Raw genomic sequence first — 25,512 nt, 5'->3', positions numbered from 1 at the left:
GATTTAACAATCACATTTAATGATGGTGATTTTCTCCAAATGATCAATTATGGCTTGAATATAAGGTGGCTGCTTTTCGTTTAATCGATAATGCTTCCATGTACCCGCTGGCCGCTCTAGAATGATTTCGGCTTCCTTTAGCTTTTTTAATTGCTGACTGACAGCAGGCTGTGAAATATTTAACACATGAACAAAATCACAAGCACATACTTCTCCATTTTTTAGACAAGCCAATAGCTTTAAACGATTGGGATCACTAATGGCTTTCAGCTTCTTTGCCATCAACTCTATATTCTCCATAGTATTTACCTCCTTGCCTAAATAACCATTCCCTTATATAATCCATTGCTTATATTAAGCTTTGTGTTACTATTTTGCAAGTATTCTTTTGAACTTTTTTTACATAAATAAAGAAAACTGCCGAACAAACACTTTAAAAGCGTCCTCGGCAGCTTGATCCTTATATATTACACTATTGAACAACCATTTCTCCCTGGTAAATCCGATAGGCTGGCACAATGGTGTCGGAAACAATTTCCTTCCCTTTTTCACGAATGAAGTCCAATTTATAATAGGCATCAAACCTTTGACTAATTTCTGTTTTCACCAACTCTGGTGGAGTTACGACGATAAATTGGAACTTCAGCTTTTCGGCTACTGCGAATATCGGATCAAGGACATGCGCTGATGCCGCTTGACCAAATGGATTGTCACACACTAACGGAACCCAGCTATGGTCTGTTTCACTTTTAACAGATAATAGCATCATCATCATAACCATACGAGCGGAAAGCTTTTGTCCCCCGCTTCCATCCGATTTTGTCTTCGAGCCTTGATTAATCGTCTGCCAGGTTGAGTAATGCTCTTTTTGTGGTTTTCCGTACATAAAGGCATTATCCGTTCTCATATTATAAACGAGCAGCTCTGGATAGCGATTTCGTAGAGAAACAAATAAAATCTGTTCATCACTAATGAGCTGTTTTATTTCCTCATCTAACGACCGATTATAGTCATCGATTCTGTCAAATTGCTTCGTAATTTTATTAATTGCCGATACAAAATGCTGCTTTAATAGCGGCTCTATTTCTTCAGCCTTTTTAGGTAGAATGTCTTCCTTTAGCTGGACAAGCGGAAAGGAGCCCCGTTCATTTTTCAGCTTCATTTTCGCAATCATTGAACGAATCGCCTCTGAAATGCTCATGACCTTCATACTGGCACGGCTGGCCCAGAAGCTTTGTGCCTTTTCTGCTCTTTCTTTATCTCGTTCTAATTGCTCTAAGCCACTTTGTGAGAAGCGCTTCATATTTTTTACGATGGTTTGAATATGATCATAATGTCTCGTATCCATATGGTCAAGGGTCGTTAATACTTCATTTTTAAAACGAATCTCCCAACCTTTCCCTTCAATTGTCAGCTTTAGATTCCGTAATGATTGATCAATTTTCGCCTTCTTTTCCTTGCCTTCCTCCTGGATGGCTTGATGCTGTTCACACCAAGAGAGGATACCTTGCTTACCTTGATTCTTAATTTTTTCAACAGCCTCGTCTGTGAATGCTGCCGCTTCCTCCTTTAGGATAACAGATAAGGTTAACAGGTCCCCCTCATAGCCGGTAATGCTTGCTTCTGTTTCTTTTTGTTGTTTTTCAGCCTTTTTTATTTTATCCTTGGTCATTTTTGTTTGGTCTTTTATTTCGATTTCCTTTACTTCTAAGTCAAGCGCTTCCCATTCCTCAGGCTGTTTTTCATGCTTCGCTATCTTTTTAGCTGCCTTTTCACGCTGCTCGACAGCATGCTGTAAGGAGGTTTCGGCAACAGTTACGGACGTCCCCTGTTCACGTTCTTCCTTTTCCACAGCCTTTAATTCCTTCTGTGCTGTTTGCAGCATATTTTCCAAAATACTGATGGGTTCATCCGGCTCCGCCGCTTCCTTCCATTCCTTGTTATGACTCTTAAGCTTTTTCTCTAATTTCTTTTGCTGCTTTTGTTCCGTTTCTTTTTTCGCCTGCAGCACAAGTAATTCTCTAGCTTGTTCTTCTTTTGATTTTTGAAGCTGTTTTAACTCGTCCATACTTCCGTTTATTTCTTTTAATAAATGTGGTGATAAGCGTGGAATCTCTTCACTAAGTTCGGCTTTTTCATCAGCTGGAAATACGGCATCTTCAATAAAGGAGGCTATCTCCTTAATATTTTGTTCAATCGCAACCTTCCATTCTAAATAGGTTTGATTCCACTCATTTTCTAGCTCAACCGTATTTTGAAGCTCTTTTTCTATTTTCAGCTGTTCTAATTTTAACGCTTCGTTTTGCTTCTCCTTCGCTAGCTTCTCCTGTTTAGTTTCTTGGTCAAGAGACCTTTCAATCTTATAAGTCTCTAATGCCTCAATATCTTTTACCAACTGTCCAATTTTCCGCTTCGTTTTTGCCAGCTTTTCTTTTAGCTGGAGCTGTATTTCCTTTTCTTTATCTTCTTGTAAGATAACTTCCTGTAATTTTGTTTTCTCAGATAGAAGATGGTTTTGCTCTTGAGTAATAGCTTTCTCCAAGTCACTAGAAAGCTCGCTTGAGATTAGTCGATCAGTCTCTTTTAAAAGACGGCGTAAGGAGTTTTCTGTTTTTTCAATTTCAATGAGCGTCTCTTTCTTTTCGTCTATTTGTTTCGTAATCTCTATTTTCCATTTCGTGAATTGGTTTTTATCTGATAACAGCTCTCGCTCTGTTCCGTTTATAAGGACAAATGAAGGCTGGTGCTGATTACTGGTCATATCTTCACGTAAGAAAATCGGTACAGGGCTATTAAACATTCTTCCTGAAAGAACCTGCTGGTTAATTTTAAGCCATTGCTGTTGATTAACAACTAAACCATATGGAAGAAGCGGATATGCGATAAGGTAGCTCGGCACTTCGTCATTTCTTAATGATTGAAGATATTGGGTACCATAAAACACATCAATTCCGGTCTTTTCATCAATCCATTCCTTTAATTCCTTCACATCTTTATTAGGAATCCAGAAGTGCTCATCATTTAAGGATTGGTCCAGTTGGATTTCCCAAAGATCCTTTTTAATCTGTTCACCCTGTTCTCGGTTTTGACCTAGTAGGTCTTCAACCTCGATAGCATATTTCGAAAGAAGGGCATGGGTGAACGGACCCGTCACATCGTCAAGTACCCCTTGAAGTCGCTCGAATAGCTTGGCCTCTTTTTGCTTTTGATTTTCATTGGCCTGCTTGAGCTCTTCACATTTTCCTGCAGAAAATTGAACCGAGTGGACAAGTGTACCATGTGAAGTGGCGAGTTGGTTCTGTCTTTCAGTAGATTCCTTTACTTGAATCTGCAGCTCCTCTAGCGCAGCCTTTTTATCTTCTATTTGAGTAGTTAGACTATCGATATAGCCATCCATATCATAGGTTAATCGATCGCCGTACTCTTTGATAAGGGCTGCTTCTTTCGCTTCAAAGCTCTGTATCCTTGTACCGAGTAAATCGATTTCCGTACTAAGCTGAACCATTTCTTTTGTCTTATGTTTATCCTGCTGAGACAGCTCCGCTACTTTTTTCTTTAGGTAACTTTGATATCCCTTATATTGCTTAACGGCTTCATGGATAGAGAACTGAGATTGTTTCCACCGTTCTTCTGCTTCATGCTTGATTTCATCCATTCTTTGATTCACTTGCTCTAAGCCGCTATTTTGCTCTAACGTTGCCATCTGCTGTGTAAAAGTACGGACCGTTTGTTCTGTTTCATACCACTCCTTCAATAATGCCTGAAAAACCAGTTGATCTTTCCCTTCCTGTTTTCCTTTTACATTATCTTGTAAGGTAGTATGCTTTTCTCTTTCTATTAATAATTTTTTCTCCCAATCTAGTACTTCTCTATGGGCCTTTGCATATTCTAAATTATCTTTTTGAAAGCGTAATTCGGTCTGCTTGCGTGTCAGTTTTTCCATTTCTTTCTCTAAAGAAAGCAATGTCTCCTCTTCCACTTTCTTTAAATGCTCTAAAGCACCAAGCAGCTGTCTTCCTTCCTTAATGCTAACCTTCACAATTTCTTTATGCTCTAGCCCTTTAGTCACATGGTCTTCAAAGGGGACAATATCCTCTAAGAACTCTCTATGGGCCTGCTCTCTTTCTAGCAAAATGGGTAGGTCCTTCGCTATACTTGCTTGACTCTTGAAAATTTCAACAAGGTCATTTTTTTGCTGTTCCGTACGATGGAGGGTTTGACTAACCGTCGGAATAATCCTTTTCTGGAACAGGGAATGGTCATCCTCAGCACCCTCAAAGTATTTTCCAACACCGCCCTCGTCCTTGTTAATATCCTTCATAATATCCCAATCTTTACGGTTAATTCCATATGTATCAAGTATACGATAGTGCTTTTTCGTATCCCGATAAACATCAAAACCATTCCATTTTAAGTAATCCTTCAAGCCTTCCGTTTCAGCAACCTCATCGTTTTCATAGAGAGGGATATGCTCCAGTGCTGCCTCCTCCTTCCGCTCAAATTCTCTTGTATAGAAGGTAATATTCGGAATAATTCTCGCTTCCTGCTCTAAGGTTTTATTTTCATTTCCACCTTCGTCATTCAGAGAAATCCGCTGTTCAGCTGAGAACATCCCGCCTGTTACAAGATGACGGTGGTCTGTCCCATCCAATTCCCATTGAATGACGACATGAAAGGTATAGGGAATAAATTGCTCTTGATTATTAAAAAAGAACTGCTGGTAATAACGATTGTTTTGTTTTCCCCACGAGGTTCCTGGCTTTAGAATTTGGAATATAGTTTGCAGGAAAACTCCTTTGCCTCCCCCATTCATCATGGCAATAAGTCCATTTGTTGAAGTCTCTTCATTATGGAAGTTAAAGGTTGTATCCTTATATTGCTTTTGCATCCCGTCATACTTCAGGCCGACAATTCTAATTCGATTGATCTTCGGCATACTCATCCACCTCCGAAATCATTTGCTTAAACATTTCATAGCGGTCATAATCGTGATACAAGTATTCAATCCGTTCAAAAAGCTCTTGTTTGGGTATCGCCTTTGGAATATCATCGCGATCAAGTATGACAACAAGCCCTTCTGTCTCCAATAAGCGCATGGCAATGGCCATTAAACCAATCCTGGTCCGTTTATTACTTTTTTTAACTCCAAAATCCTCTGTATCAACCTCCATATATTTCCAGGTTGATACCACTTCCTTCATATCGATTCGTTCTTCTTCACCGAAGGATGGGTTCGTTTTAAGAATTTTATCCCAATTCATGATAACTTCATTCACCTGGCGTTCTAAGGCATAAAAACTAACTCCTTCGCGCTTTGTCCGGATTTTAGCCGCTTGGTTGCGATCGATAGCTGCTAAAAAAGACATCAGGATCACACTAATCAAATGAAAATGTTTCTTCGTTTCAATTTGGCGATGCTTTTCTTTCATATGGGTAAAATTTGTCGCAAAGACTGAACCAGTCGGTTGAACAACTAATTGAATCCGTTTAGGTGATTCAATGATAAATGTACCTGATTCGTCAGCTAATAGAAGAACAATTTGTCTGACTTCGGGATCAAAGTACGTTTGAAAGTGTTCACTATTTTCATCAATAACCTTTTCTTTTAATAATGAAAAATAGACAGCCGATGCTTTTTTTGTTACTTCAGCGCTCATGATTTCTCCTCCTGTACACAGATCTTAAACGGTGTAATTTTCATTCGCTGCCAGAGGAAAGGCTCGGCCTTAGGATCAAATTTTGTATAAATTTTCAGGCCTTCGAATACTTGGAATTGTGGATATTCCTGCATAAGCTTATATAGGAGTATTTCCCTCTCATCACTTAATGTCACTTCCTTCCGATGCAGCACTTGAACTTTCAATGGCTTTTTATCAAACATCATCCATAAATCAATCGTTTCTGATTCCTCAAACCAGAGGTTCTGTACTTCTGACGGCAGCTCCTGCAAATCTACTAGCGAAAACTCTCCGTATGTTTGTAAGTATTGAAAAACATAGCTCCAGGCTTTAATGACAGAATCCCAGTTCGTCACCCGAATATGGGTCATCGCTTCCTCCGCTTCCTCTTCCATTACAGCATCCTGATGTGTCGTTTCATCAAATTCCTGCTCACCCCATATCCAATCTAAGGGCAAAATAAATTCATTCTTTGGAGAAAATAATGGAGAAAGTAAATGCTCGACCAGTTCAAAACGATAGACCCCATTCTTCATGAACCAATTTTCATATATTTGTTCTCGAAAGGATACGAGGCTCGCTTCCCAAAACAAAGAAGGGTTGTCCGCTTTCAGCTTCATTTCATAGGAAATATTTTGAATCACAAGCTTGGCAAAACGATCATGTAATTGCCTTGTGTGTCCAATTTTTTCCTGAAGGAGCATCAACTCCCTCTGAATATAATCATCCTCTTCATTTCTTCGTTTCGTTTTTTCAATCATATTAGCAATGGTGCGGAAGTGGCTCTTTTCTTCTTCAAATTGCTTTTCAATTTCTACACGATTATCGCCTCTTTGCCATTCTTCTTCTATTAATAGAATCTTAGGATTATTAATCATTTCCTTTTGAAAGGAATATTCCTTCGCCATTAAGCGGTTTACTCTTGAAATGAGGTGATCGAGGTTTCGCGTAGCTTTTCGAAAATTGCCGTTTTTAATCAACTGCATACTATAGAGCTGCTCTATCGTAATGGAGAATTCCTCTGCCATTTCTCTGCTCATAAAGATCATTTCCTGTGATACATCAGTCAATTTATATACAATCGAACCACCTAGCTCTAGGTTTGTATATAATTCATCCATTGTCACATAACGAAAGACCTGAGTTTCCCACGATTGCTTTATTTCATCATAATACAAGGCCTCGAACGGCTTACTGTATTCTTCTTTTCCTTGATATAAAAGTCCACTCGTAATCCGTTCTATTTGCTTATCATCTGCTAACAACTTCATTTGTTTGATTGTATCCTCGACGATATATCTGATATCTGATTTATGTCGATGATCATCATCATTTAGTTCTCGATAAAAGATGGTAAGAAGTACCTGCATAAGAATCGATTGGATATGCGGCTTCAGATCGCCTACCTCCATCCCCCTCCCAAGCTCAAACAAAGGATTTAATCGTTGCATTCTCTGGGCAAAGCCTTCCCATGATTCGTTCACAGCCATTTCCTCCATGTCTCGATAGTTAAAACCTCTTGTGGTATACGCTTATTTTCCTGCCATAATTTCTGTAATATCTCCTGCTCCTCCTCCGTAAACCATTGAAGGAATGAATCACGGTATTTAAGGTTTTGGCGTTTGACCATTTTCTGGTCATTTCTTTGTCCCAGACATTCAAGCATTTTTCGATATATTTTCAAGGCAGGCTGAATACAGCAGTCAGGATATTTCTCCATGAGGCGAATTAGGATTCCATATCCCTCGACATCAAGATCACCTGCATAGTAGAAAAGGTAGTTTTTTTGCGGAAACATTCGAAAGAAGAAGGAGAAACTCTGTTCAATTTTTATCCCTTCTCCATAGATAATGAGGTCAGGTTCATAGTCAAGCTGGTTGGTCTCTAGCAGTTGAATAGAAGTATGGAAGAAAGCGAGTTTTTCGACAATCAGGATTCGTTGAATATCCTTTCTTTCTTTGCCTTGTTTCATCCAAAAAACAAAAGGCTCCTCGTATTTCACAATTTTCAGCTTGTCTTCAGATATCCCAATCCTCGCTAAAAAACGGCTTCCATCTGGGTAACGATCTCCATCTAGTAAAAATTTCTCATGACCAAACAGCTCGAGACTTCTTTCCTCAACAGACACTGTTTCCCGTTCATGACTGGTTTGGAGAAATTGATATAAGCTTTCAATCCGCATCCATTCCTCATTGGTTTGCCATTCAGGATGCCGTTCATAATAGGAAAAATCAAATAAATCACCCAATTTCATCATTTCAAGCCGATCCCAGTGAGTTTCCTCCATTTTTACATTGACCCAGTAATAGAGACTAAGTTCTGGGGTTCTTCCATTGTATTGATGATTATGTATCGGGCTCAGTTGTCCTTCCTCCTGCAATACTTCGATTGCACGATAGAATAGCGAATAACCGTCCATTTCAAAATAATCATCTAAAAGCCTGCGCAGCTGCAATTCTAGATCGTTTATATTAATCTTCTTTTTTTGATTAGGGTGCTGAATATCAGCAATAAAGCCCCTCACTCGTTTTTCAATGACATCGATTGTACTCACCTGCTTCTCTTATTAGTGTCATAGAAATGGCCTTAAATAAAATAGGACATCCTACTATTATAAACTAGAAATATTATGGGTGGATAATGAATTTTCTTTGCTACATGAAGGGTGGCAGCCAAAGCAGAGAGATTATCCGCTTTCATCGTTGACTTTTAGACTATGGCTAATAAACTTAAAACCCGCTCATTTTCCAATTTGAAAATAAACGGGCTTTTGCTGTCGATAAACTCACTCCGATGTCGTCATAGAGGCCTGGATATTCGGATTTATTTCCGTAAGAGGATAATTTATTTGTTCACCAAATTCTACCCAGTCGAGATTGGCCATCAAGAGCAGATATCGTTTACCGCTGGATGGATCACTGATAATAATATGGTCACGACCAGCCGTTTCGACAATCCCTTGATACACCATCGCATTCCACTTATTGTTTCCTTGGTAAGTAAAGTAAAAGGTTCCCATTTTACCTTTGTTAAAGCGTAAGATATTCTCAATAAAGGATTCTTCTATCGCACCAGTAGGTAGCTGCTGACCCGTGCCAATCGGCACCACTGGAACAGAGAATGAGGGTCCTGAATGCATGGTCGCCGGGAAGCCGTTAGTTTGTTGTTGTACGCCACTGCCCCGCATCATTGGGGCTGGATAGTAACCAGGATAATAGTTCATTGAATAATAATTTGAATCTCCACAACACATGAGAAGATCAACTCCTTATTAATTATCGATAAAATTCTGGGCAATAGCCCGGTACCGCCAAATAAAAGCAATGATTTTTGTGTGCAAAATCAAACCGTGTCATCGGGGACCTTGGCATGGTGGGAGAACATGGAGCACGGAATCTCTGCCCCGGACTTGGATTAAAAAACCATAAATTCATTCTTGCTCTAGGATCTCTATGACCATGCAATAGGTTTCTTGCCCTCTGAAGATCCTCTTCTGTCGGACGTTGTGTATATAAACTGCCATTTAAGACTGGCTCGAAGTGAGGAATACTTGTTCCTGGTATGGTTTGATAAATCGCATGTCTAATATTGCGGAGATTTTTAAAATCTGGAGCACAGTCTGCTTCAACCCGATTGGCCACAACGGATCCCACCATATTCATTCCTTGGGCTCCTTCACCAATCGCTTCGGCCAACATGAGTCTCGCTAATTCCTCCACATCACTTGCATTGTGTTTTATTCGTCTGCCCATTTCTTTACTCCCTTCGGCTTATATAGGCAACTTATTTTCTGAACCGGTATTTGGTAGCTTGCCTATCAGCCCATTCTTCTGAAAAGACTATTTGGAGGTTGTCTAAGAAAAAAAGCGATTAAAATTGTTCAAAAAAAATAACAGCTGCTCATTTTTTCGAGCAACTGCATCATGAAAATATATTGAGGTTAAGTTTAATGTTCGGCAAGCTCATCAATGGCATGAATAGCCAGCTCCAATGATTCTATTCTTCTTTCTAGTAGCGTTCTTTGCGGACTACCTGCTTTAGACTTAGTATAAATATTCTCAATCGATGGCAATAGACCAATCAGAACCTTACGCGCTGCTTCTAATTCTTCATTGGTGTAATGATAAGGTTTTTGATTCCAAACGTTTTCGAGCATAGCTAATCCGATATTAAAAGCATTGAGCCGTTTTTTTACTAAGGTAGTATTTGCGCCTTTCACAGTCATTTGAGCTAATGCCTTTTCGGTTTTTCTGATCGTAGATTGGAATGATTTTAATGATTCTAATTTCTCAACTTCTGAAATATTTTCCATAGTTTCACTTCCCTTTCTACTAAGTACTAATCTAGTACACTTTCTTTTTTACTATGTTCATCTCATATATGAACGATTACAATGGCACTGAGAACCAAGAAACTGGAACACACGTTTCATTCCCTTCTCTTCTTTGATGGTAAGCCTTTAGCTTTCCTTCATAGACCAGCCTCAATTCAGGTACTTCCTGCAAGTCATAGGGCGCAATAAGTGAAAGAGGCTTCTCAAAATCTAGGGTGTTACTCCTTTTTAAAACCGATGCAACAAACTGAGAACAGAAAAATGCCTTATTTCTTTTTATTGGCTTATTCAAAATAAATCCCAATAAGCCTAAAAAATTATAGCGATAACTTTCCTTTTGTCCCTTAATTTCCTCTATATAGTCTTTCATTATTTGTATTTGCTCTTCAGTTACTGTAAGTGAATAAACGGCACACTTTGCTTGTTTAAATAGACCTTGCTTCACGTCTTCTTTTACAAATCCCCCATGAAATGGGTTCCCAACCTTTTTTCGTCCAAAGCTATATACCTCTGATAATTCAGGATCGAAGGATATGGACGCATGATTATAAGGTTTTTTAGTATAGAGTTTTATTATCTTTGTAAAAAATGAACTCGTATCTGTTAAAAGAATATATACTTTATTCTCCGTCATAATCATCCTCCTCTTCTGTTATCAAAGTAACAATTTCTATATTCAATATACAAACCACACCATAAGAAATACTTAATAGATCTCTTAAGAAAATCTTAATTTTTAAGAGTGAACAGATATTGTAACTAGACGACGCAAAAAGAAGCTGCCCTAAAAAAAGAGCAGCTCCTGAATAGTTTATGTAAATTGGCGGGACCCCCTGGGAATCGAACCCAGCTAAGACAACACGTGCCTCACAGACGGTTTTGAAGACCGCGGGGGACACCAGTACCCCATTGAGCCCCGTTTACATTGATTAGTATACTAAAAAAACAATGACTTCTCAACACCCTAGAGCGAAGAATATATTGACAATTCTATGTATGAATTCAGAATCTTATAGAAAAAAACAGACTAATCTCACCTAAATTTCATTACTTTCTCTTTATTTACCGTGAACCTCATGGAACCGATTGGAAATAGTCAAAAAATAGAACGATTATTTCCGCAATCATTCTACCTTGTCTGAAAATAAGAAAAATTATATAATTAGAATGATAGAATAATGATGTAGGTGAATAATATGCTAGATGGTTGGTTTCTATGGTTCATCCTGTTTTGGGTTATTGTTTTAATAGGATCTTTTGCAATTGGTGGCTTCTTTATGTTCCGAAAGTTTTTGAAAAAGCTGCCGAAGGAAGATGGAAAATCAGATATGGACTGGGAAGATTATTATGTTAATAACACGATTCATCTTTGGCACCAGGAGGAGAAGGACTTGCTTACTGATTTAGTATCACCAGTTCCAGAGCTGTTTCGTGACGTAGCCAAGCATAAAATTGCCGGGAAAATCGGTGAGCTTGCCTTGAAGGAAAAAGTAGATAGAGTTGATCAGGATTTAGTGATTCGAGGATATATTATGGCTACTCCAAAGCGAGACCATAAATTCCTGCGTAAGAAATTGGAAGAAAAACAAATAGAGCTGACTCCTTATAGCCATTTATTTTAACATATAAAAAAGGCATCGGATTAAAAATCCTAGATGCCTTTTTTATATGCTTTCATTAACTTATTTAGTTGCTGCGGAAGCATTTAGTTCTCTGGACAACTTTTGAAAGCTTGTATACATGGCCACGCGCCAAGGCACAATCATGCTGAATGCCAACAAGAAGAACATCCCGCTTAGTTCGCCGAAATCAATGGTGGAGCTAAGGATAATCTTTGCGGCAAGCCTGATAACAAATAACCCTAGTAGAATAAACATAAATGCACGCGAACGTTTTAGATAAATATTTTGATTCTTGATTTCAAATTTGGTTGTTTTTATAAGCAATATCGAAAACAACATACCAATAACAATGGACTCGATTATTTCCATTGAGGTTAATCGAAATTCCGGAAAAACATACATTAAGGCGCCTGTACTCATAAATACAGGAGGCAATAATATTTTTTTAATTGACGCAGGTTTTTTTGCTGCCTTCATTCTCACAAACATAGCAAAAATCGCCATGCCGACAGCACCTACTGAAGATACAAGGACTAAATCCATATTTTTCATCCCTTTTTGTTTAAATCAAAACGCAATAACATTATATCTCATCCAAGCCACTCGATGAAACCATTTTGCAATATTCCTAATGGGGAATTAGTGGTCGTAATGTTATAATCAATCATATCACAGCCAACCATCTCTAAATGTGATTTAAATCCTAAGGGATATTAAAATACATCCATAATAATGAAAAGCTGACAACCATTTTACAGCTGCCAGCTTTACCTGTACTATTTAAGTACTCTATCGATAGCATCCACTACACGTGATGCATCAAATGGCTTAACAATAAAATCCTTTGCTCCCGATTCAATCGCCTCTACCACCATTTTTTGCTGCCCCATAGCCGAACACATAATGACCTTTGAGTTTGGGAATTCATTTTTTATTTCCTTAATGGCTTGAATACCGCTTACTTCAGGCATTGTAATATCCAATGTGACTAAATCAGGCTGTAGTTCACGGTACAAGCGAACAGCCTCTCTGCCATTCTCACCCTCGCCAACAATCTCATGTCCTGCCTTTGTAAGAATAGTAGATAAAGTCATTCTCATAAATTTTGCATCATCAACAATTAATATTCTAGCCAAAATGTGTTCCTCCTCATTAGTCAAACGGAATCTATATAAAGATAGTAATCAAATTCGCTCATCGAATTTGCCTCCGGATATTTACGAGCTCGCTCGTTAAAAACCTTTTCCTATTACTAAATATAAAGGAACCTATGTTGATTTACAATTCATGCATGCATTTTTTCAAGGAATATATGAATATAATTTTTCTATTAAAAACCTGTAAAGCCACCAAAAAGAGCGGATAATAAAGAAATAATCACGGTCATCCAATCGAAAAATAAGAAAACCCCAATAATGATCATCAGCCAGCCGCCGATTTTCATAATTTTCATATTATGTTTCCGAATCCAGCCCATTTTCCCAATAAAAAAGGACAGAATGAAAAAAGGAATAGCAAAGCCTAAGGTATAGGCAATCATATACAGCATTCCAGATTCAGGGTTACTTCCTGCAAGTAATATCACTGACATCAAAATCGGACCGGTACAAGGAGTCCAGCCGGCCGCAAAGGCCATTCCGATTAAGATTGATCCAATAAACCCGGAAGGTCGATTTTTAAATTCAAAACGACGATCCTTCATCATAAACTCAGGTTTGAAGATCCCCACGGTCATTAAACCGAATATGATGATAAAAATGGCACCAATTTGACGAATTAAATCCTGATAATTCATAAAGAAGCTGCCAACAACAGTTGTGCCAAAGCCAATGGCTATAAAGATTATAGAAAAACCAATTAAGAAAAAGAGTGTATGTAGCATGCTTCGTCTTTGCAACATCCCATTATCACTTTTCAGTTCTCCCACTGACATCCCTGTAATATAGGAAAGAAACGCTGGGTATAGTGGAAGACAGCATGGTGAAATAAAGCTTAAAAAACCTGCTCCCATTGCAATAAAAACATTTAAATCTGACATGATTCCGTCCCCCATTCGTGAATCTTTATCCATTCTACCAAAGGTTGACAAGAAATGATATTTTTTGAACTGTGAATGTTTTGTGACAATAATGAATATTTATTGTCTTTTTCTCATAAAGAAAGCACTCATATAGTCTGAGTGCTTGTCAAAATTACTTGCCTTGTTGTTTATTCATGGCTTGCATCATTTGATTGATTTTTTTCTGCGATGGTTTCATACCCATTTGCATCATCATCATTTTTAGCATTTGTTCATTAATTGGTGGATTTTTCTTCAAATAGCTCATCATGTACTTACGAGCAATGAAAAATCCTAGTGCTACACCAGCAATCAATGCTAATGCACCGACTAGAATGTACATACCCATTCAAACTTCCTCCTTCATGTTGTCTATCATACAGTGTACTAGACCAAAGGTTATTATACAATAAAATCAAAATGATTTCTCTACCTTCTAGACAAATTTTCTTTCTTTAATTGGCTTCAGCCAACCACATCTCTGATGATCCAGATCGATTGCGATGAATGACGTTTCTGTCTTTCTCAGGACTTCAAAAAATATGGTCTCTGCTTCGTAATTCCCATTGGCCTTCAACACTAAGTATCGCTCATGTACTTCTAACTTTGCCGTACTTCGTTTTCCTATTTCAATATAGTATGTTCCATTATTGGTATAAAAATCATGGCTATTTTGTAGGTATTGCGTTACAAATTGGTGGACTTTAAGTTCTTGAATAGGCTTAAGAATATAGTGAATCTGTTTTTCAAGTAGCTTTTTATATTCTCCAAATGCCTCTTGATAATCTTTAAAAAGCTGATAGACCATCCGCTCTTTTCCGAAGTAATGGGAGGCAAACTCATCATCAATCAAATAAAGCTGATATGTTCTCACATTAATCCTCCTCTAAACTACCCTTTTCTATTATTATAAGAAAGGACAACTAAAGAGGATGTCTGTTCCTGTCAAGAAATTAACCTATTTTTGTCGAAAGCATCATAAGCAAATTCGTCCCTCGAATTTGATTCCGGATTACCTGAGCTAGCTCAGGTAAACTACCTTTAAAAAATCCGTGACATCTGCCGGAGGCTTAACTTCATTCAGCCGGGGTTTTTACCCCCACTGGATTGAAGTACCATTTGCATTCATCCCCCACTTGTAGAAGTGGACCTGTCGCAAGCTTACGGGACAAAAAGCATTTGCTGAATGAAGTTAACAGAACTAATGCTAGTAAAATTTAATCACTGCACCAGACGAATCAACCCATTATTCATTTTACTTTAAAAATTCACCTGATAATGGCGAAAAACTTTACAAAACACTTAGAAAATAGGTTAGAATTATGGTCATATAAATTCTTGTGCATGTTAAATCATAAAGGGAATCTAGGATTTTTGAAGGAGAGACTAATATGCTGCAGCAGATTAATAAAAGACTTGAAAAAATGATGCCCTTTATTACACCGACTGGTGTCTTTTTAGGAATTATCTTTTCTTATTATGTAAAGGATTTCGCATTTTTAGTTCCATGGCTTTTCGCTTTTATGACATTTGAAGGAAGCTTGAGTATGAACTTTCGATCATTAAAGGGTGCTGTTACACATCCACTACCAGTTATTATCCTTCTATCCTTCATCCACATTGTCATGCCACTTTGGGCTTGGATAGTTGGACAATTAGCTTTTAATGGAGATGCACTGACCATTACGGGAATTATTCTAGGGATGGTCATTCCAACAGGAGTAACTAGCTTTATTTGGGTATCTATGAAAAAAGGCAATACCGCTTTAACTATTGCTCTAATCCTAATTGATGCGTTAATTGCCCCTTTTATTGTTCCCTTCAGCTTATCGCTGATGGTTGGTCAGCAAGTAGACTTAGATACTATCAATATGATGAAAGGTCTCTTCTTTATGATTGTCCTTCCTTCTGTACTTGGGATGGCATTAAACGAGCTGACAAAAGGAGAGGTAAAGGATGTTTGGAAGCCAAGATTGTCACCAATTTCGAAGATTTTTCTTGGTTTGGTCGTTATGTTAAATGGAGCAGTTGTTGCTCCCTACTTAATGAACATTCAACTTAAACTCCTATTCATTGTTTTAGTGGTCTTTTTCATTGCCTTTACTGGCTATCTTTTCTCATATTTTTTAGGAAAGCTATTAAACTATGATAAAGAAACAATTATCAGCTATACCTTTTCCGGTGGAATGAGGAACATAAGCTCTGGAGCCGTAATCGCAATGGCATATTTTCCATCTGCCGTTATTATTCCTGTTGTAGTATCTATGCTTTTCCAACAAATATTAGCTTCCATTTTCGGAGCCTTTCTTGATCGTCATTTTGCCTATCAAAATACGGAAGAAAAGAAAAGGGTTAGCATCTAATATCATCGGAACGGAAATCAACATCCACGTTTACAGAGCCAATAAAAAAGCAAAATGAGGAGATTACTTAATTCTCCTCATTTTGCTTTCTAGAAAGAATTATAGAGCCTTTACTTTTGCTACAACGTTCTCGACTGTGAATCCATACTCTTCCATAATTTTTTCACCTGGTGCTGATGCTCCAAATGTATCAATTGCTAGAACATCACCTTCATCACCAGCATAACGATGCCAGCCTAGAGATGATCCCATCTCTATTGCTAATCTCTTCTTAACTGCCTTTGGAATAACACTTTCTTTATATTCTTTAGATTGTGCTTCAAAGCGGTCCCATGAAGGCATGCTGACAACAGAAGCATAGATACCTTCACTTTCTAACGCTTTTTGTGCCTCAATTGCAAGATTTACTTCCGAACCAGAGGCAATTAATAATACATCTGCTGTATCTTTGTTTGCTGGCGACACTACATATGCACCCTTAGATACTCCTTCATAGGCATTTTGAGCAGAACCTTTAATAGTAGGAAGGTCTTGTCTTGTTAAAACAAGCGCAGTTGGTTTATCAGTTGATTCAATTGCAAGTCTCCAAGCAGCCGCTGTCTCATTACCGTCTGCAGGACGGACTACAGAAAGATTTGGCATAGCACGTAAGGCAGATAATTGCTCAATCGGTTCATGTGTAGGACCGTCTTCACCTACCGCAATACTATCATGTGTAAATACATATGTTACCGGTAATGACATAAGAGCAGCTAATCGAATAGCAGGACGTAAGTAATCAGAGAACACAAAGAACGTTCCGCCAAAAACTTTTAATCCACCATGTAATGCCATACCATTTAAGGCAGCACCCATTGCAAATTCACGAACACCAAACCAAATATTCCTACCCTCGTAAGATCCAGGTAAAAAGTCAGCAGTTCCTTTAATCAACGTTTTATTGGAGCCCGCTAAATCCGCAGATCCTCCAAATAAAGAAGGGAGATTTTTTGCAATTCCGTTTAATGCTTCACCTGATGATGCACGGCTTGCAAGTGCTTTACCTTCTTCATATACCGGAAGGTCTTTTAACCAATCCGAAGGTAATTCATTATGGATAGCCTGTTCAAGCTCTTTACCTAATTCAGGGAACTCATTTTTATATTGAGCAAATAGTTCAGCCCATTCTTTTTCTTTTTTCTCACCTTGTTCAACAATTAACTTTCTAAATTGGTCGTAGACTTCTTCTGGGACATGGAAGTCCTCTTCAAATGTCCAATTATATGCTTCTTTTGTTAACTTAATCTCATCTGAACCAAGTGGAGAACCATGTGAAGCAGATTTTCCAGATTTATTTGGTGAGCCGTATCCAATAACCGTACGTACTTCGATTAATGTTGGTCTAAGTTCATCCTTCTTCGCTTCTTCAATAGCATTAGCAATTTCTGTAAGATCATTTCCATCCTCTACACGTAGATATTGCCATCCATAAGCTTTAAAACGGTTTTCTACACTTTCTGAGAAGGATTGGTTTAAATCACCATCTAGTGAGATATCATTAGAATCATAAAGAACAACTAAACGGCCTAATTTTAAGTGACCAGCAAGTGAAGCTGCTTCAGCTGATACACCCTCCATTAAATCGCCATCGCCACAAATACTGTATGTATGATGATCAACTACTTTATAATTGTCTTTATTATACACCTCTGCAAGGTGTCTTTCAGCCATTGCCATCCCAACAGCCATAGCAATTCCTTGTCCAAGCGGACCAGTTGTAGCGTCTACACCAGGAGTGTGACCGTATTCAGGGTGACCAGGAGTTTTACTACCCCACTGACGGAATTCTTTTAAATCATCCATGCTTACGTCATAACCTGATAGATGAAGCATACTATACAACAGCATAGAACCATGACCAGCTGAGAGAACAAAACGATCACGATTAAACCACTGAGGGTTTTTAGGATTATGATTCATAAAACGGCTCCATAAAGTATAGGCCATTGGAGCAGCACCCATTGGCATACCTGGATGACCGGAATTGGCTTTCTCGATTGCATCAATGGATAATGTTCGAATTGACGCAATGGCTAACGAATCGACTTGATCAAACATAAAAATTAACATCCTTTCCAATCTATATTGAATGGTCATACCTTAATAGTAATCCATTCGCAAATGACTACGCTTTTAATATTATAGTGAGAAGGTTTTTTATTCAACAAAATCTGAGAAAAAAACAATATTTTTCATATTGACCATTTCTAAATGATGTAATATGAAGAAGTATTTTATTTATTCGAAATCTGAATGACTTGCTTAGGATATCCTTAATCAAAAAATCTATGTAAAAAAGAGCTAACTCTGATGGTGATCCTTCAAATAGTAATCACTTAACAAAGTTCGCTCTACTTAATTAATGCAAATTTTTACGCTGCATTTTTTTTAATTTTTCAGGGGTTACATCATTGCCTTTAGGATCAATAACTGTGACCGTTTTTAACGTATTTAACATGGATGAACGAAATGTTTGTAAGTATTCACCGCGTAGCTTTGACTGCTCCTTTGCTTCAAGCTCGGTTAGTCCTGATTCCTTTGACTTTTTAGCCAATTCATTAATCCTTGCCAATTTTTCTTTAGAAAGCATCTTGTCCTCCTTACTCCAAAAACATTGAATCAAATTTGCCCGTCGAATTTGCGTCCGGATTACCTGAGCTAGCTCGGTAAACTACCTTTAAAAAAATCCGTGACATCCGCCGGAGGCTTAACTTCATTCAGCCGGGGTGTGAACCCCCACTGAATCGAAGAACTATTTGCATTCATCCCCCACTTGTAGAAGTGGAGGATTTCTGTACCTGTCGCAAGCTTTCGGTACAAAAAGCATTGGCTGAATGAAGTTAAATTCTAATCAATAGGATACAAGACATAATACTAAAAACTAGTCTGATTGACAACTATTTTGCCGTATTTTCACTTTCCTCCATGAATTCCTGATACCTGCGATGAACCGTTGCTTTTGAAATAGAATATCCAAAGCCCTTTAAGGTTGCAGCAATTTCTGAAAAGGTCAGTCCGTTTTTTCGAAGACGAATAATTTCCTCTAATGGCACAACAATCTTTTCACGTCCAGCATTTTTCCCTTGATGTTTAAGGTTTTTTTGCGGTTGGTAGCCATTATTTATCGCCCTATTCATACCTCTTTTTATTTTTACATTATGTAATTTCCGCTGATATTCTTCTACCATACTGACAATTTTTAATACCATTGAATCTGAATCAGAAAGCTGTAATTCACCATTATGTGCAATACTGTAAAGTTTTACCTGTTCCTTTAAGATACAGTGAAGCAAGGCAATTTTTGCATTGCCTCGTCCTAATCTAGTTTCATCCTGTATTAGAACGGCTGAAGCCTGTTTGCTACTTATAAGGGATAACAGCTCTAGTATTCCATCCCGCTCTAAATCATAACCACTTGCCTGTTCTTTAATCACTTTCACGACGTCAAAGTGATTTATTTTCGCTAATTCAAGCAGCTCTATTTCCTGACGTTGAAGAGATGTTTCCTGCGCTTCTTTTTCTGTGCTAACCCTGCAGTAAACGATTGCTTTCATGGTTCCTCCCCGATTTTACTTTTTAATTACTTGCTAAATCTTGAATCTCCACCAACTCTGCATGGCCAGATTTAATCGGAATGGTGAGATTATCGCCAACAAAGATGTGATCTCCTGAGATTCCGTTGTAATGCTCCACCCATTTGATAAATTCCCTTTCCGATAAACCATGCTGCTCTTCATATTTTTGTGATAGCTCCCAAAGTGATTCTCCTGCTGATACTGTTATAGTCATATAATGATCATGTGAAAGAGGCAAATTAACCTTAATAACAACTAAGGAAATCATACATAAAACAACTAGAATAATAGCATATGAGTATTTACTCCACAATTTTCTCATGTTCGCACCTCATTTTCGAATATACGTTCTCTTTATGTGTCCATTATAGTACGAACATTTGTTTTGTGTCAACTTTTTTTAGAACTTATGTTTGTATGCAAAGCTATTTCATGCTATTATTAATATAATAAGAAAATAATAAGGGGTGATATAGATGGCAAAACTATCAAAACGTCAGCAGGATATCCTCGAATTCATCAAAAATGAAGTCAAACAAAAAGGGTATCCACCTTCCGTAAGAGAAATCGGTGAAGCAGTAGGACTTGCATCTAGTTCAACAGTTCATGGTCATTTAGCCCGTCTTGAAACAAAGGGATTAATAAGAAGAGATCCAACAAAACCTAGAGCCATTGAAATTCTTGATATAGATGAAGATGCTCATATTCCAAGAAGCAATGTCATTAATGTACCTATAGTCGGTAAAGTGACAGCAGGACAACCCATTACAGCAATTGAAAACGTTGAAGAGTTTTTTCCATTGCCAGAAAGCCTTGCGCCTTCTGATGAACAATTATTTATGCTCGAAGTGATGGGAGATAGTATGATTGAAGCTGGAATTCTTGATGGTGATTATGTGATTGTTCGACAGCAAAGCACTGCCAATAATGGGGATATTGTTGTGGCAATGACAGATGAAGATGAAGCGACGGTAAAACGTTTCTTTAAAGAAACGGATTATTTTAGACTTCAGCCGGAAAATTCTGCTTTGGATCCTATTATTCTTCGAAACGTATCCATATTAGGAAAAGTAATTGGGGTATATCGTCATATTCATTGATTCTTAAAGTACTAACAAATCAAATTCGCCCGTCGAATTTGCGTCCGGATTTTTATCGAACCCGCTCGATAAACTACCTTTAAAAATCCGAGACATCCGCCGGAGGCTTAACTTCATTCAGCCGGGGTTTGTACCCCCACTGAATCGAAGAAGCATTTGCTGAATGAAGTTAAAAAAGGCGTAAGATTCCCACAAAGAGATACTTACGCCCCATTACTACTTAAACCAGCCTTTTTCCCTTGACCTTTTTATTGCTTCTATCCGGTTCGTTACTTCTAATTTATCTAATATAGTAGAAATATAGTTTCGAACGGTTCCAGATTTAATGCTAAGCTCATCCGCAATTTCTTTCGTATTCTTCCCGTCAGCAACAAGCTCTAACACTTCTTTCTCTCGTTCAGTTAATGGGTTTTCTTCACTATAGAAATCATCCATTAGCTCCGGTGCATAAACCCGTTTACCCGCCATTACACTACGAATAGTATTAGCTAATTCTTCGCTTGGACTATCTTTTAATAAATAACCACTTACACCAGCTTTTAATGCGCGCTGGAAATATCCAGTTCTGGCGAATGTTGTAAGGATAATGACCTTGCATCCAAGTCCATTCAGTTCTTCAGCTGCTTCTAGACCACTTTTTATCGGCATTTCAATGTCCATTATACAAACATCTGGTTGATATTTATGTACAAGTTCAACTGCCTGCTCCCCATTACTAGATTTCCCTACTACTTCCATATCCTCCTCTAAATTAAGTAAGGAACCTAGTGCACCCAACATCATTTGCTGGTCCTCAGCTATCACAATACGAATCATTTAATTGCACCTCCACTATTCAGATTGCTTTACCACATTCGGCACCTTTATAATTACGTTCATTCCTTGTTCGGATTTTGTTTCCAGAGAGCCATTTACAAACTCTAATCTTTCTCTCATTCCAATTAGTCCATTTCCCTTTTCCATACCATCTTCAGATGCCATGCCTATTCCATCATCTTTAATGGTAATGATAATCTCCTTACTCGACTGATGAAAACTAATGCAACAATTAGAGGCTTTACTGTGTTTTACAACATTCGTTACTGCTTCCTTTAAACACATTCCTAATATATTTTCTAAAAATAATGATACATTGGAGAGTGAGTTTTCACCCGTTATTTTCACATTAATTTCCGCAGCCGCAAGTAGCTTCTTAATATGGCTAATCTCCTCTTTTATCCTTGTACCCCGCATATTAGAGACCATTTTCCGAACCTCATTTAAAGCTGTCCTTGCCGTCTGTTGAATATCTTTTAATTCAGCCCGTGCCTGTGCAGAATCCTTATCCATAATTTTTCTAGCTAAGTCACTTTTCAAACCAATGAGCGAAAGCTTTTGCCCTAATGTGTCATGAAGATCACGGGCGATACGCTGCCGTTCCTCTTGTACAATTAAATCAGAAATTCTCTTGTTAGCAAAGGCTAGCTGAGCTTCTAATTGCTCTCGTTTTTTTCGATTATAAATATTAAATGGCAATAGTATCACACTAATCCAAATAATGACAATAAAGGGGAACTGCTTTAAAAAAAGCTCATCTTGAATAATAAAATTATAATTTATGGCCACTGTTGAAGTTACCAAATGAATAACATAAAAGGTAACAAAGGCTACTTTATTTTTAAAATTCCCAATTAAATAAGCCAGAAAAAAAGCAAAATAGACATAGCCTAAGAAGGTTGTCATTGTAAGAGAAATAACCATTAGTAAACTAGTCCACAGATATTTCATCCAGGTAGTTGAAATAAAAGCAAACCGATAGGAAACAAAAAAGAAAACAGACAGCACTATCCCTGTTACAATTTGCGCAATCGAGGACCATTGGAAAATGAAGTAAAACGGTAAAACCGCAAACAGCGACCATATATACGGTGATACTCCTGTACTACTTGAGAACAATTGCAATCTTTTTTTCATTCAGAAACCTCTTTATTTAGGATAGTACTATCATAACAAAAGAAAAGAAGGAAGTCTTAAATAAACTTCCTTTTAATCCACCATCTTATGAAATAATTTTTGTCTTACGGCTCTTTTTTTGATATCCCGGAAACTGACAAACTGCTTGCTTCCCTCATCCCACAGTCGATAATGAATGGCATGTAGGCTTGAACGGATGGTAACAGTTGGCACTGTTTTTAAGGGTAGATTATGGTCATGTACTTCCTCAAGGTAATAATTCGGTACTCTCGGGCTTAAATGGTGTACATGATGGTAGCCTATATTTCCTGTAATCCACTGAAGTACTTTTGGCAGTTTATAAAATGAACTTCCTTCAACTGCTGCTTTTACAAAGTCCCAATTTTCTTCTGCTTCAAAATATGAATCCTCAAAATGGTGTTGAATATAAAATAACCAAATACCTAGGAAACCTGATATAAATAAAATCGGCCCCTGGATCATGAAAAAAGCCTGCCAGCCGATTAGCCCGCACATTAGTACATATAGTAATAGTGCCGCTATTGTAGTGAAGTATGTGTTGAGTCGTTCTTTTAAACGTGCAGCCTTGCGATTGATACGATTTGAAATCAAAAATAAATATAAAGGACCTAATCCAAACATTACAAGCGGGTTTCGATATAGTCTGTAGGCCATTCGCTTCCAAAAAGAAGCTTCTTGATATTCTTTTACCGTCATAACCCATATATCGCCTGTTCCCCTTTTATTTAAATTACTACTTGTTGCATGATGGATATTATGACTATGCCTCCATTGATGATAAGGAAATAATGTTAATATTCCAGTAATGGTTCCAACCCATTCATTTGCTTTTTTATTTTTAAAAAAGGATTGATGACAGCAGTCATGAAAAATAATAAAAATCCTTACAAGAAAGCCTGCCGCAACTGCGGTTATTGGAATGGTTATAAGATAGGAAAAGGAGAGGCTTTCATACGCAAGATACCATAAAAGAAAAAAAGGCATGACGGTATTCAGTATCTGGATCATGCTATTTTTGAGATTCGCATTCTCGAAAGGAGCAATAGTCTTCTTCAATTCCTTTTGCAATTGTTTTGTCATACTTTAATATGTCCTCCTAATGATTAAGTCTGTAGTATATAGTGATTTTATTGTTATTAATGACGAGCATTGAGTAAGACTAATAAATTATTATCATTGGTAGTTTGTTCTTCTTTGGAGAAATTATAAGTAAAAATCCAAATAAGGAAAGATTTGTAATGATGAGCATTTAACTGTTAAATTGAATCTTTGTGAGGAAATCCTTTGTTCGGTGAATAATGATTTCTTTAACAAAAAAACCTCTCAACGTTTTGCGCTGAGAGGGGAATTTCTATTAATATACGCTCATGTAATATACGCTCATGTATTGCTCTCGTTCCCAAGGATGTACTTGGGTACGGAACATATCCCATTCAATTTCTTTCGCTTCAATAAAGTGTTCAAAGATATGGCCACCTAAAGCTGATACGATAACTTCATCGGATTTTAAAATTTCAATAGCTTGTGCAAGTGTTGCTGGAAGATCAGTAATGCCTTCTGCTAAACGTTCTTCCTTATCCATTGCATAGATGTTGCGATCCACTGGCGCTGGAGGGGTTAATTTATTCTCCACTCCATCGAGTCCTGCTTTTAATAACACCGCTAACGCTAGATAAGGATTGGCAGCTGGATCAACGCTTCTGACTTCTACACGTGTACTTAAGCCACGAGATGCCGGAATACGAATTAATGGGGACCGATTGCTTGTTGACCACGCAACATAACATGGTGCTTCATATCCTGGAACAAGACGCTTATACGAGTTTACTGTTGGGTTTGTTATGGCTGTAAAGGCTTCAGCGTGCTTAACAATACCTGCAATAAACTGATGGGCTGTTTCACTTAACTCTATGTTTGCTGTAGGATCATAGAACGCATTTTCTCCATTAGTAAATAAAGATAAATTACAGTGCATTCCAGAGCCCGCTAGACCAAATAATGGCTTTGGCATGAATGTTGCATGTAGACCGTGTTTACGAGCAATTGTTTTAACGACTAATTTAAATGTTTGGATATTATCACAAGCTGTGATTGCATCCGCATATTTAAAGTCAATTTCATGTTGTCCTGGCGCAACCTCGTGATGTGAAGCTTCTATTTCAAAGCCCATCTCTTCAAGCTCAAGAACGATATCGCGACGACAGTTTTCACCAAGGTCAGTAGGTGCTAAATCAAAATAGCCTCCACTATCATTGAGTTCTAATGTTGGTTCCCCTTTTTCATCAAGCTTAAACAGGAAGAATTCCGGCTCAGGTCCAAGATTGAAATCAGTAAAACCTAACTCTTCCATTTCCTTTAATACTCGTTTTAGGTTATTACGCGGATCCCCAGCAAATGGGGTACCATCTGCATTATAAATATCACAAATAAAACGAGCTACCTTGCCTTTTTCTGCCGTCCATGGAAAAACAACAAAAGTGTCTAAATCCGGATATAAGTACATATCGGATTCTTCAATCCGTACAAATCCTTCAATGGAAGAACCGTCAAACATCATTTTATTATCAATTGCTTTTTCAAGCTGGCTAACCGGTATTTCCACGTTTTTAATTACACCTAAAATATCCGTAAACTGAAGTCGGATATATTTAACATTTTGTTCTGAACACATGCGTCTAATATCATCTTTAGTGTACTTTGCCATACTACAATTTTCCTCCCAGAATCTTCTGCATTTGAATTTTACATGTTTTGCTGCATAGACTTCTT

General features: G+C 37.7%; 25 protein-coding genes and 1 tRNA gene. 3 read left to right on the top strand and 23 right to left on the bottom strand.

The genetic code is table 11. The features are described 5' to 3' along the window. Positions 1–3: 3 nt before the first annotated feature. The 10 genes from BQ5321_RS11580 to BQ5321_RS24260 form a co-directional block, all read right to left on the bottom strand. Complete coding sequence (locus BQ5321_RS11580; RefSeq protein WP_071394641.1) at positions 4–300, bottom strand: ArsR/SmtB family transcription factor; 297 nt, start codon at positions 298–300, stop codon at positions 4–6. Positions 301–472: 172 nt separating this feature from the next. Then, positions 473–4,936 (bottom strand): coiled-coil domain-containing protein, encoded by a 4,464-nt coding sequence (locus BQ5321_RS11575; protein WP_071394640.1) that lies wholly within the window; start codon positions 4,934–4,936, stop codon positions 473–475. Further along, positions 4,914–5,657, bottom strand: a complete 744-nt coding sequence (locus BQ5321_RS11570; RefSeq protein WP_071394639.1) for a DUF6063 family protein — start codon at positions 5,655–5,657, stop codon at positions 4,914–4,916. The genes BQ5321_RS11575 and BQ5321_RS11570 overlap by 23 nt, the downstream gene beginning before the upstream one ends. Further along, the gene (locus BQ5321_RS11565; RefSeq protein ID WP_234978391.1) at positions 5,654–7,168 is read right to left on the bottom strand and encodes a hypothetical protein; all 1,515 of its coding nucleotides are present in this window, start codon (positions 7,166–7,168) and stop codon (positions 5,654–5,656) included. The genes BQ5321_RS11570 and BQ5321_RS11565 overlap by 4 nt, the downstream gene beginning before the upstream one ends. Continuing rightward, a complete protein-coding gene (locus tag BQ5321_RS11560) occupies positions 7,159–8,232 on the bottom strand; it encodes a Wadjet anti-phage system protein JetD domain-containing protein (protein WP_071394637.1) in 1,074 nt (357 codons plus the stop codon). Before BQ5321_RS11560 ends, BQ5321_RS11565 begins: the two co-directional genes overlap by 10 nt. Positions 8,233–8,463: 231 nt before the next feature. Further along, positions 8,464–8,931 (bottom strand): spore coat protein GerQ, encoded by a 468-nt coding sequence (gene gerQ / locus BQ5321_RS11555; protein ID WP_071394636.1) that lies wholly within the window; start codon positions 8,929–8,931, stop codon positions 8,464–8,466. 22 nt (positions 8,932–8,953) lie between these two features. Beyond that, on the bottom strand, positions 8,954–9,430 hold the full coding sequence (locus BQ5321_RS11550) for a cell wall hydrolase (protein WP_071394635.1): 477 nt from the start codon (positions 9,428–9,430) through the stop codon (positions 8,954–8,956). 194 nt (positions 9,431–9,624) lie between these two features. Beyond that, positions 9,625–9,990, bottom strand: coding sequence for a hypothetical protein (locus BQ5321_RS11545; RefSeq protein ID WP_071394634.1), 366 nt, complete (start codon positions 9,988–9,990; stop codon positions 9,625–9,627). A gap of 76 nt (positions 9,991–10,066) precedes the next feature. Next, complete coding sequence (locus BQ5321_RS11540) at positions 10,067–10,645, bottom strand: hypothetical protein (RefSeq protein WP_071394633.1); 579 nt, start codon at positions 10,643–10,645, stop codon at positions 10,067–10,069. Positions 10,646–10,832: 187 nt separating this feature from the next. After that, positions 10,833–10,929 (bottom strand) — tRNA-Sec (locus BQ5321_RS24260). A gap of 278 nt (positions 10,930–11,207) precedes the next feature. Between BQ5321_RS24260 and BQ5321_RS11530 the strand changes: the two genes are divergently transcribed. Beyond that, positions 11,208–11,633 (top strand): DUF2621 domain-containing protein, encoded by a 426-nt coding sequence (locus tag BQ5321_RS11530; protein ID WP_071394631.1) that lies wholly within the window; start codon positions 11,208–11,210, stop codon positions 11,631–11,633. A gap of 60 nt (positions 11,634–11,693) precedes the next feature. Here the strand turns inward: BQ5321_RS11530 and BQ5321_RS11525 are convergent, their stop codons facing one another. The 5 genes from BQ5321_RS11525 to sirA all read right to left on the bottom strand — a co-directional run bounded on the left by BQ5321_RS11525 (position 11,694) and on the right by sirA (position 14,566). After that, entirely contained in the window at positions 11,694–12,176 is a 483-nt protein-coding gene (locus tag BQ5321_RS11525) for a CcdC family protein (RefSeq protein WP_071394630.1), read from the bottom strand. 233 nt (positions 12,177–12,409) lie between these two features. Beyond that, entirely contained in the window at positions 12,410–12,769 is a 360-nt protein-coding gene (locus tag BQ5321_RS11520; RefSeq protein ID WP_071394629.1) for a response regulator, read from the bottom strand. A 194-nt stretch (positions 12,770–12,963) separates the two neighbouring features. Beyond that, a complete protein-coding gene (locus tag BQ5321_RS11515) occupies positions 12,964–13,671 on the bottom strand; it encodes a cytochrome c biogenesis CcdA family protein (protein ID WP_071394628.1) in 708 nt (235 codons plus the stop codon). 154 nt (positions 13,672–13,825) lie between these two features. Next, a complete protein-coding gene (locus BQ5321_RS11510; RefSeq protein WP_071394627.1) occupies positions 13,826–14,041 on the bottom strand; it encodes a YneF family protein in 216 nt (71 codons plus the stop codon). Positions 14,042–14,128: 87 nt separating this feature from the next. Beyond that, on the bottom strand, positions 14,129–14,566 hold the full coding sequence (sirA, locus tag BQ5321_RS11505; protein WP_071394626.1) for a sporulation inhibitor of replication protein SirA: 438 nt from the start codon (positions 14,564–14,566) through the stop codon (positions 14,129–14,131). Between the two features lie 517 nt (positions 14,567–15,083). On the opposite strand from sirA, the gene BQ5321_RS11500 reads away from it, so the two are divergent. Further along, the gene (locus tag BQ5321_RS11500; protein WP_071394625.1) at positions 15,084–16,055 is read left to right on the top strand and encodes a bile acid:sodium symporter family protein; all 972 of its coding nucleotides are present in this window, start codon (positions 15,084–15,086) and stop codon (positions 16,053–16,055) included. A gap of 99 nt (positions 16,056–16,154) precedes the next feature. On the opposite strand, the gene tkt is transcribed toward BQ5321_RS11500, so the two are convergent. The 4 genes from tkt to yneA form a co-directional block, all read right to left on the bottom strand. After that, positions 16,155–18,152, bottom strand: coding sequence for a transketolase (gene tkt / locus BQ5321_RS11495; protein ID WP_071394624.1), 1,998 nt, complete (start codon positions 18,150–18,152; stop codon positions 16,155–16,157). A 301-nt stretch (positions 18,153–18,453) separates the two neighbouring features. Beyond that, positions 18,454–18,684 carry a DUF896 domain-containing protein gene (locus BQ5321_RS11490; RefSeq protein WP_071394623.1) on the bottom strand — a complete coding sequence of 77 codons (231 nt, stop codon included), beginning with the start codon at positions 18,682–18,684 and terminating at the stop codon, positions 18,454–18,456. A gap of 307 nt (positions 18,685–18,991) precedes the next feature. Continuing rightward, positions 18,992–19,648, bottom strand: coding sequence for a YneB family resolvase-like protein (locus BQ5321_RS11485; protein ID WP_071394622.1), 657 nt, complete (start codon positions 19,646–19,648; stop codon positions 18,992–18,994). A gap of 22 nt (positions 19,649–19,670) precedes the next feature. Then, positions 19,671–19,991 carry a cell division suppressor protein YneA gene (gene yneA, locus BQ5321_RS11480; protein WP_071394621.1) on the bottom strand — a complete coding sequence of 107 codons (321 nt, stop codon included), beginning with the start codon at positions 19,989–19,991 and terminating at the stop codon, positions 19,671–19,673. Positions 19,992–20,145: 154 nt separating this feature from the next. On the opposite strand from yneA, the gene lexA reads away from it, so the two are divergent. Beyond that, positions 20,146–20,769 carry a transcriptional repressor LexA gene (lexA, locus tag BQ5321_RS11475; protein WP_071394620.1) on the top strand — a complete coding sequence of 208 codons (624 nt, stop codon included), beginning with the start codon at positions 20,146–20,148 and terminating at the stop codon, positions 20,767–20,769. Between the two features lie 216 nt (positions 20,770–20,985). Here the strand turns inward: lexA and BQ5321_RS11470 are convergent, their stop codons facing one another. The 4 genes from BQ5321_RS11470 to glnA form a co-directional block, all read right to left on the bottom strand. Continuing rightward, positions 20,986–21,585 carry a response regulator transcription factor gene (locus tag BQ5321_RS11470; protein WP_071394619.1) on the bottom strand — a complete coding sequence of 200 codons (600 nt, stop codon included), beginning with the start codon at positions 21,583–21,585 and terminating at the stop codon, positions 20,986–20,988. Positions 21,586–21,600: 15 nt separating this feature from the next. After that, positions 21,601–22,722 (bottom strand): sensor histidine kinase, encoded by a 1,122-nt coding sequence (locus tag BQ5321_RS11465; protein WP_071394618.1) that lies wholly within the window; start codon positions 22,720–22,722, stop codon positions 21,601–21,603. 72 nt (positions 22,723–22,794) lie between these two features. After that, positions 22,795–23,823, bottom strand: coding sequence for a Delta(5) desaturase DesA (locus BQ5321_RS11460; RefSeq protein ID WP_071394617.1), 1,029 nt, complete (start codon positions 23,821–23,823; stop codon positions 22,795–22,797). A 274-nt stretch (positions 23,824–24,097) separates the two neighbouring features. After that, on the bottom strand, positions 24,098–25,447 hold the full coding sequence (gene glnA, locus BQ5321_RS11455) for a type I glutamate--ammonia ligase (protein WP_071394616.1): 1,350 nt from the start codon (positions 25,445–25,447) through the stop codon (positions 24,098–24,100). Positions 25,448–25,512: the final 65 nt, after the last annotated feature.

Source organism: Bacillus tuaregi (assembly GCF_900104575.1).
In the GTDB taxonomy this organism is placed as follows: domain Bacteria; phylum Bacillota; class Bacilli; order Bacillales; family Cytobacillaceae; genus Bacillus_BD; species Bacillus_BD tuaregi.
Note: the sequence above shows the minus strand (reverse complement) of the source record. Positions and strands in the feature narration are given on the sequence as shown.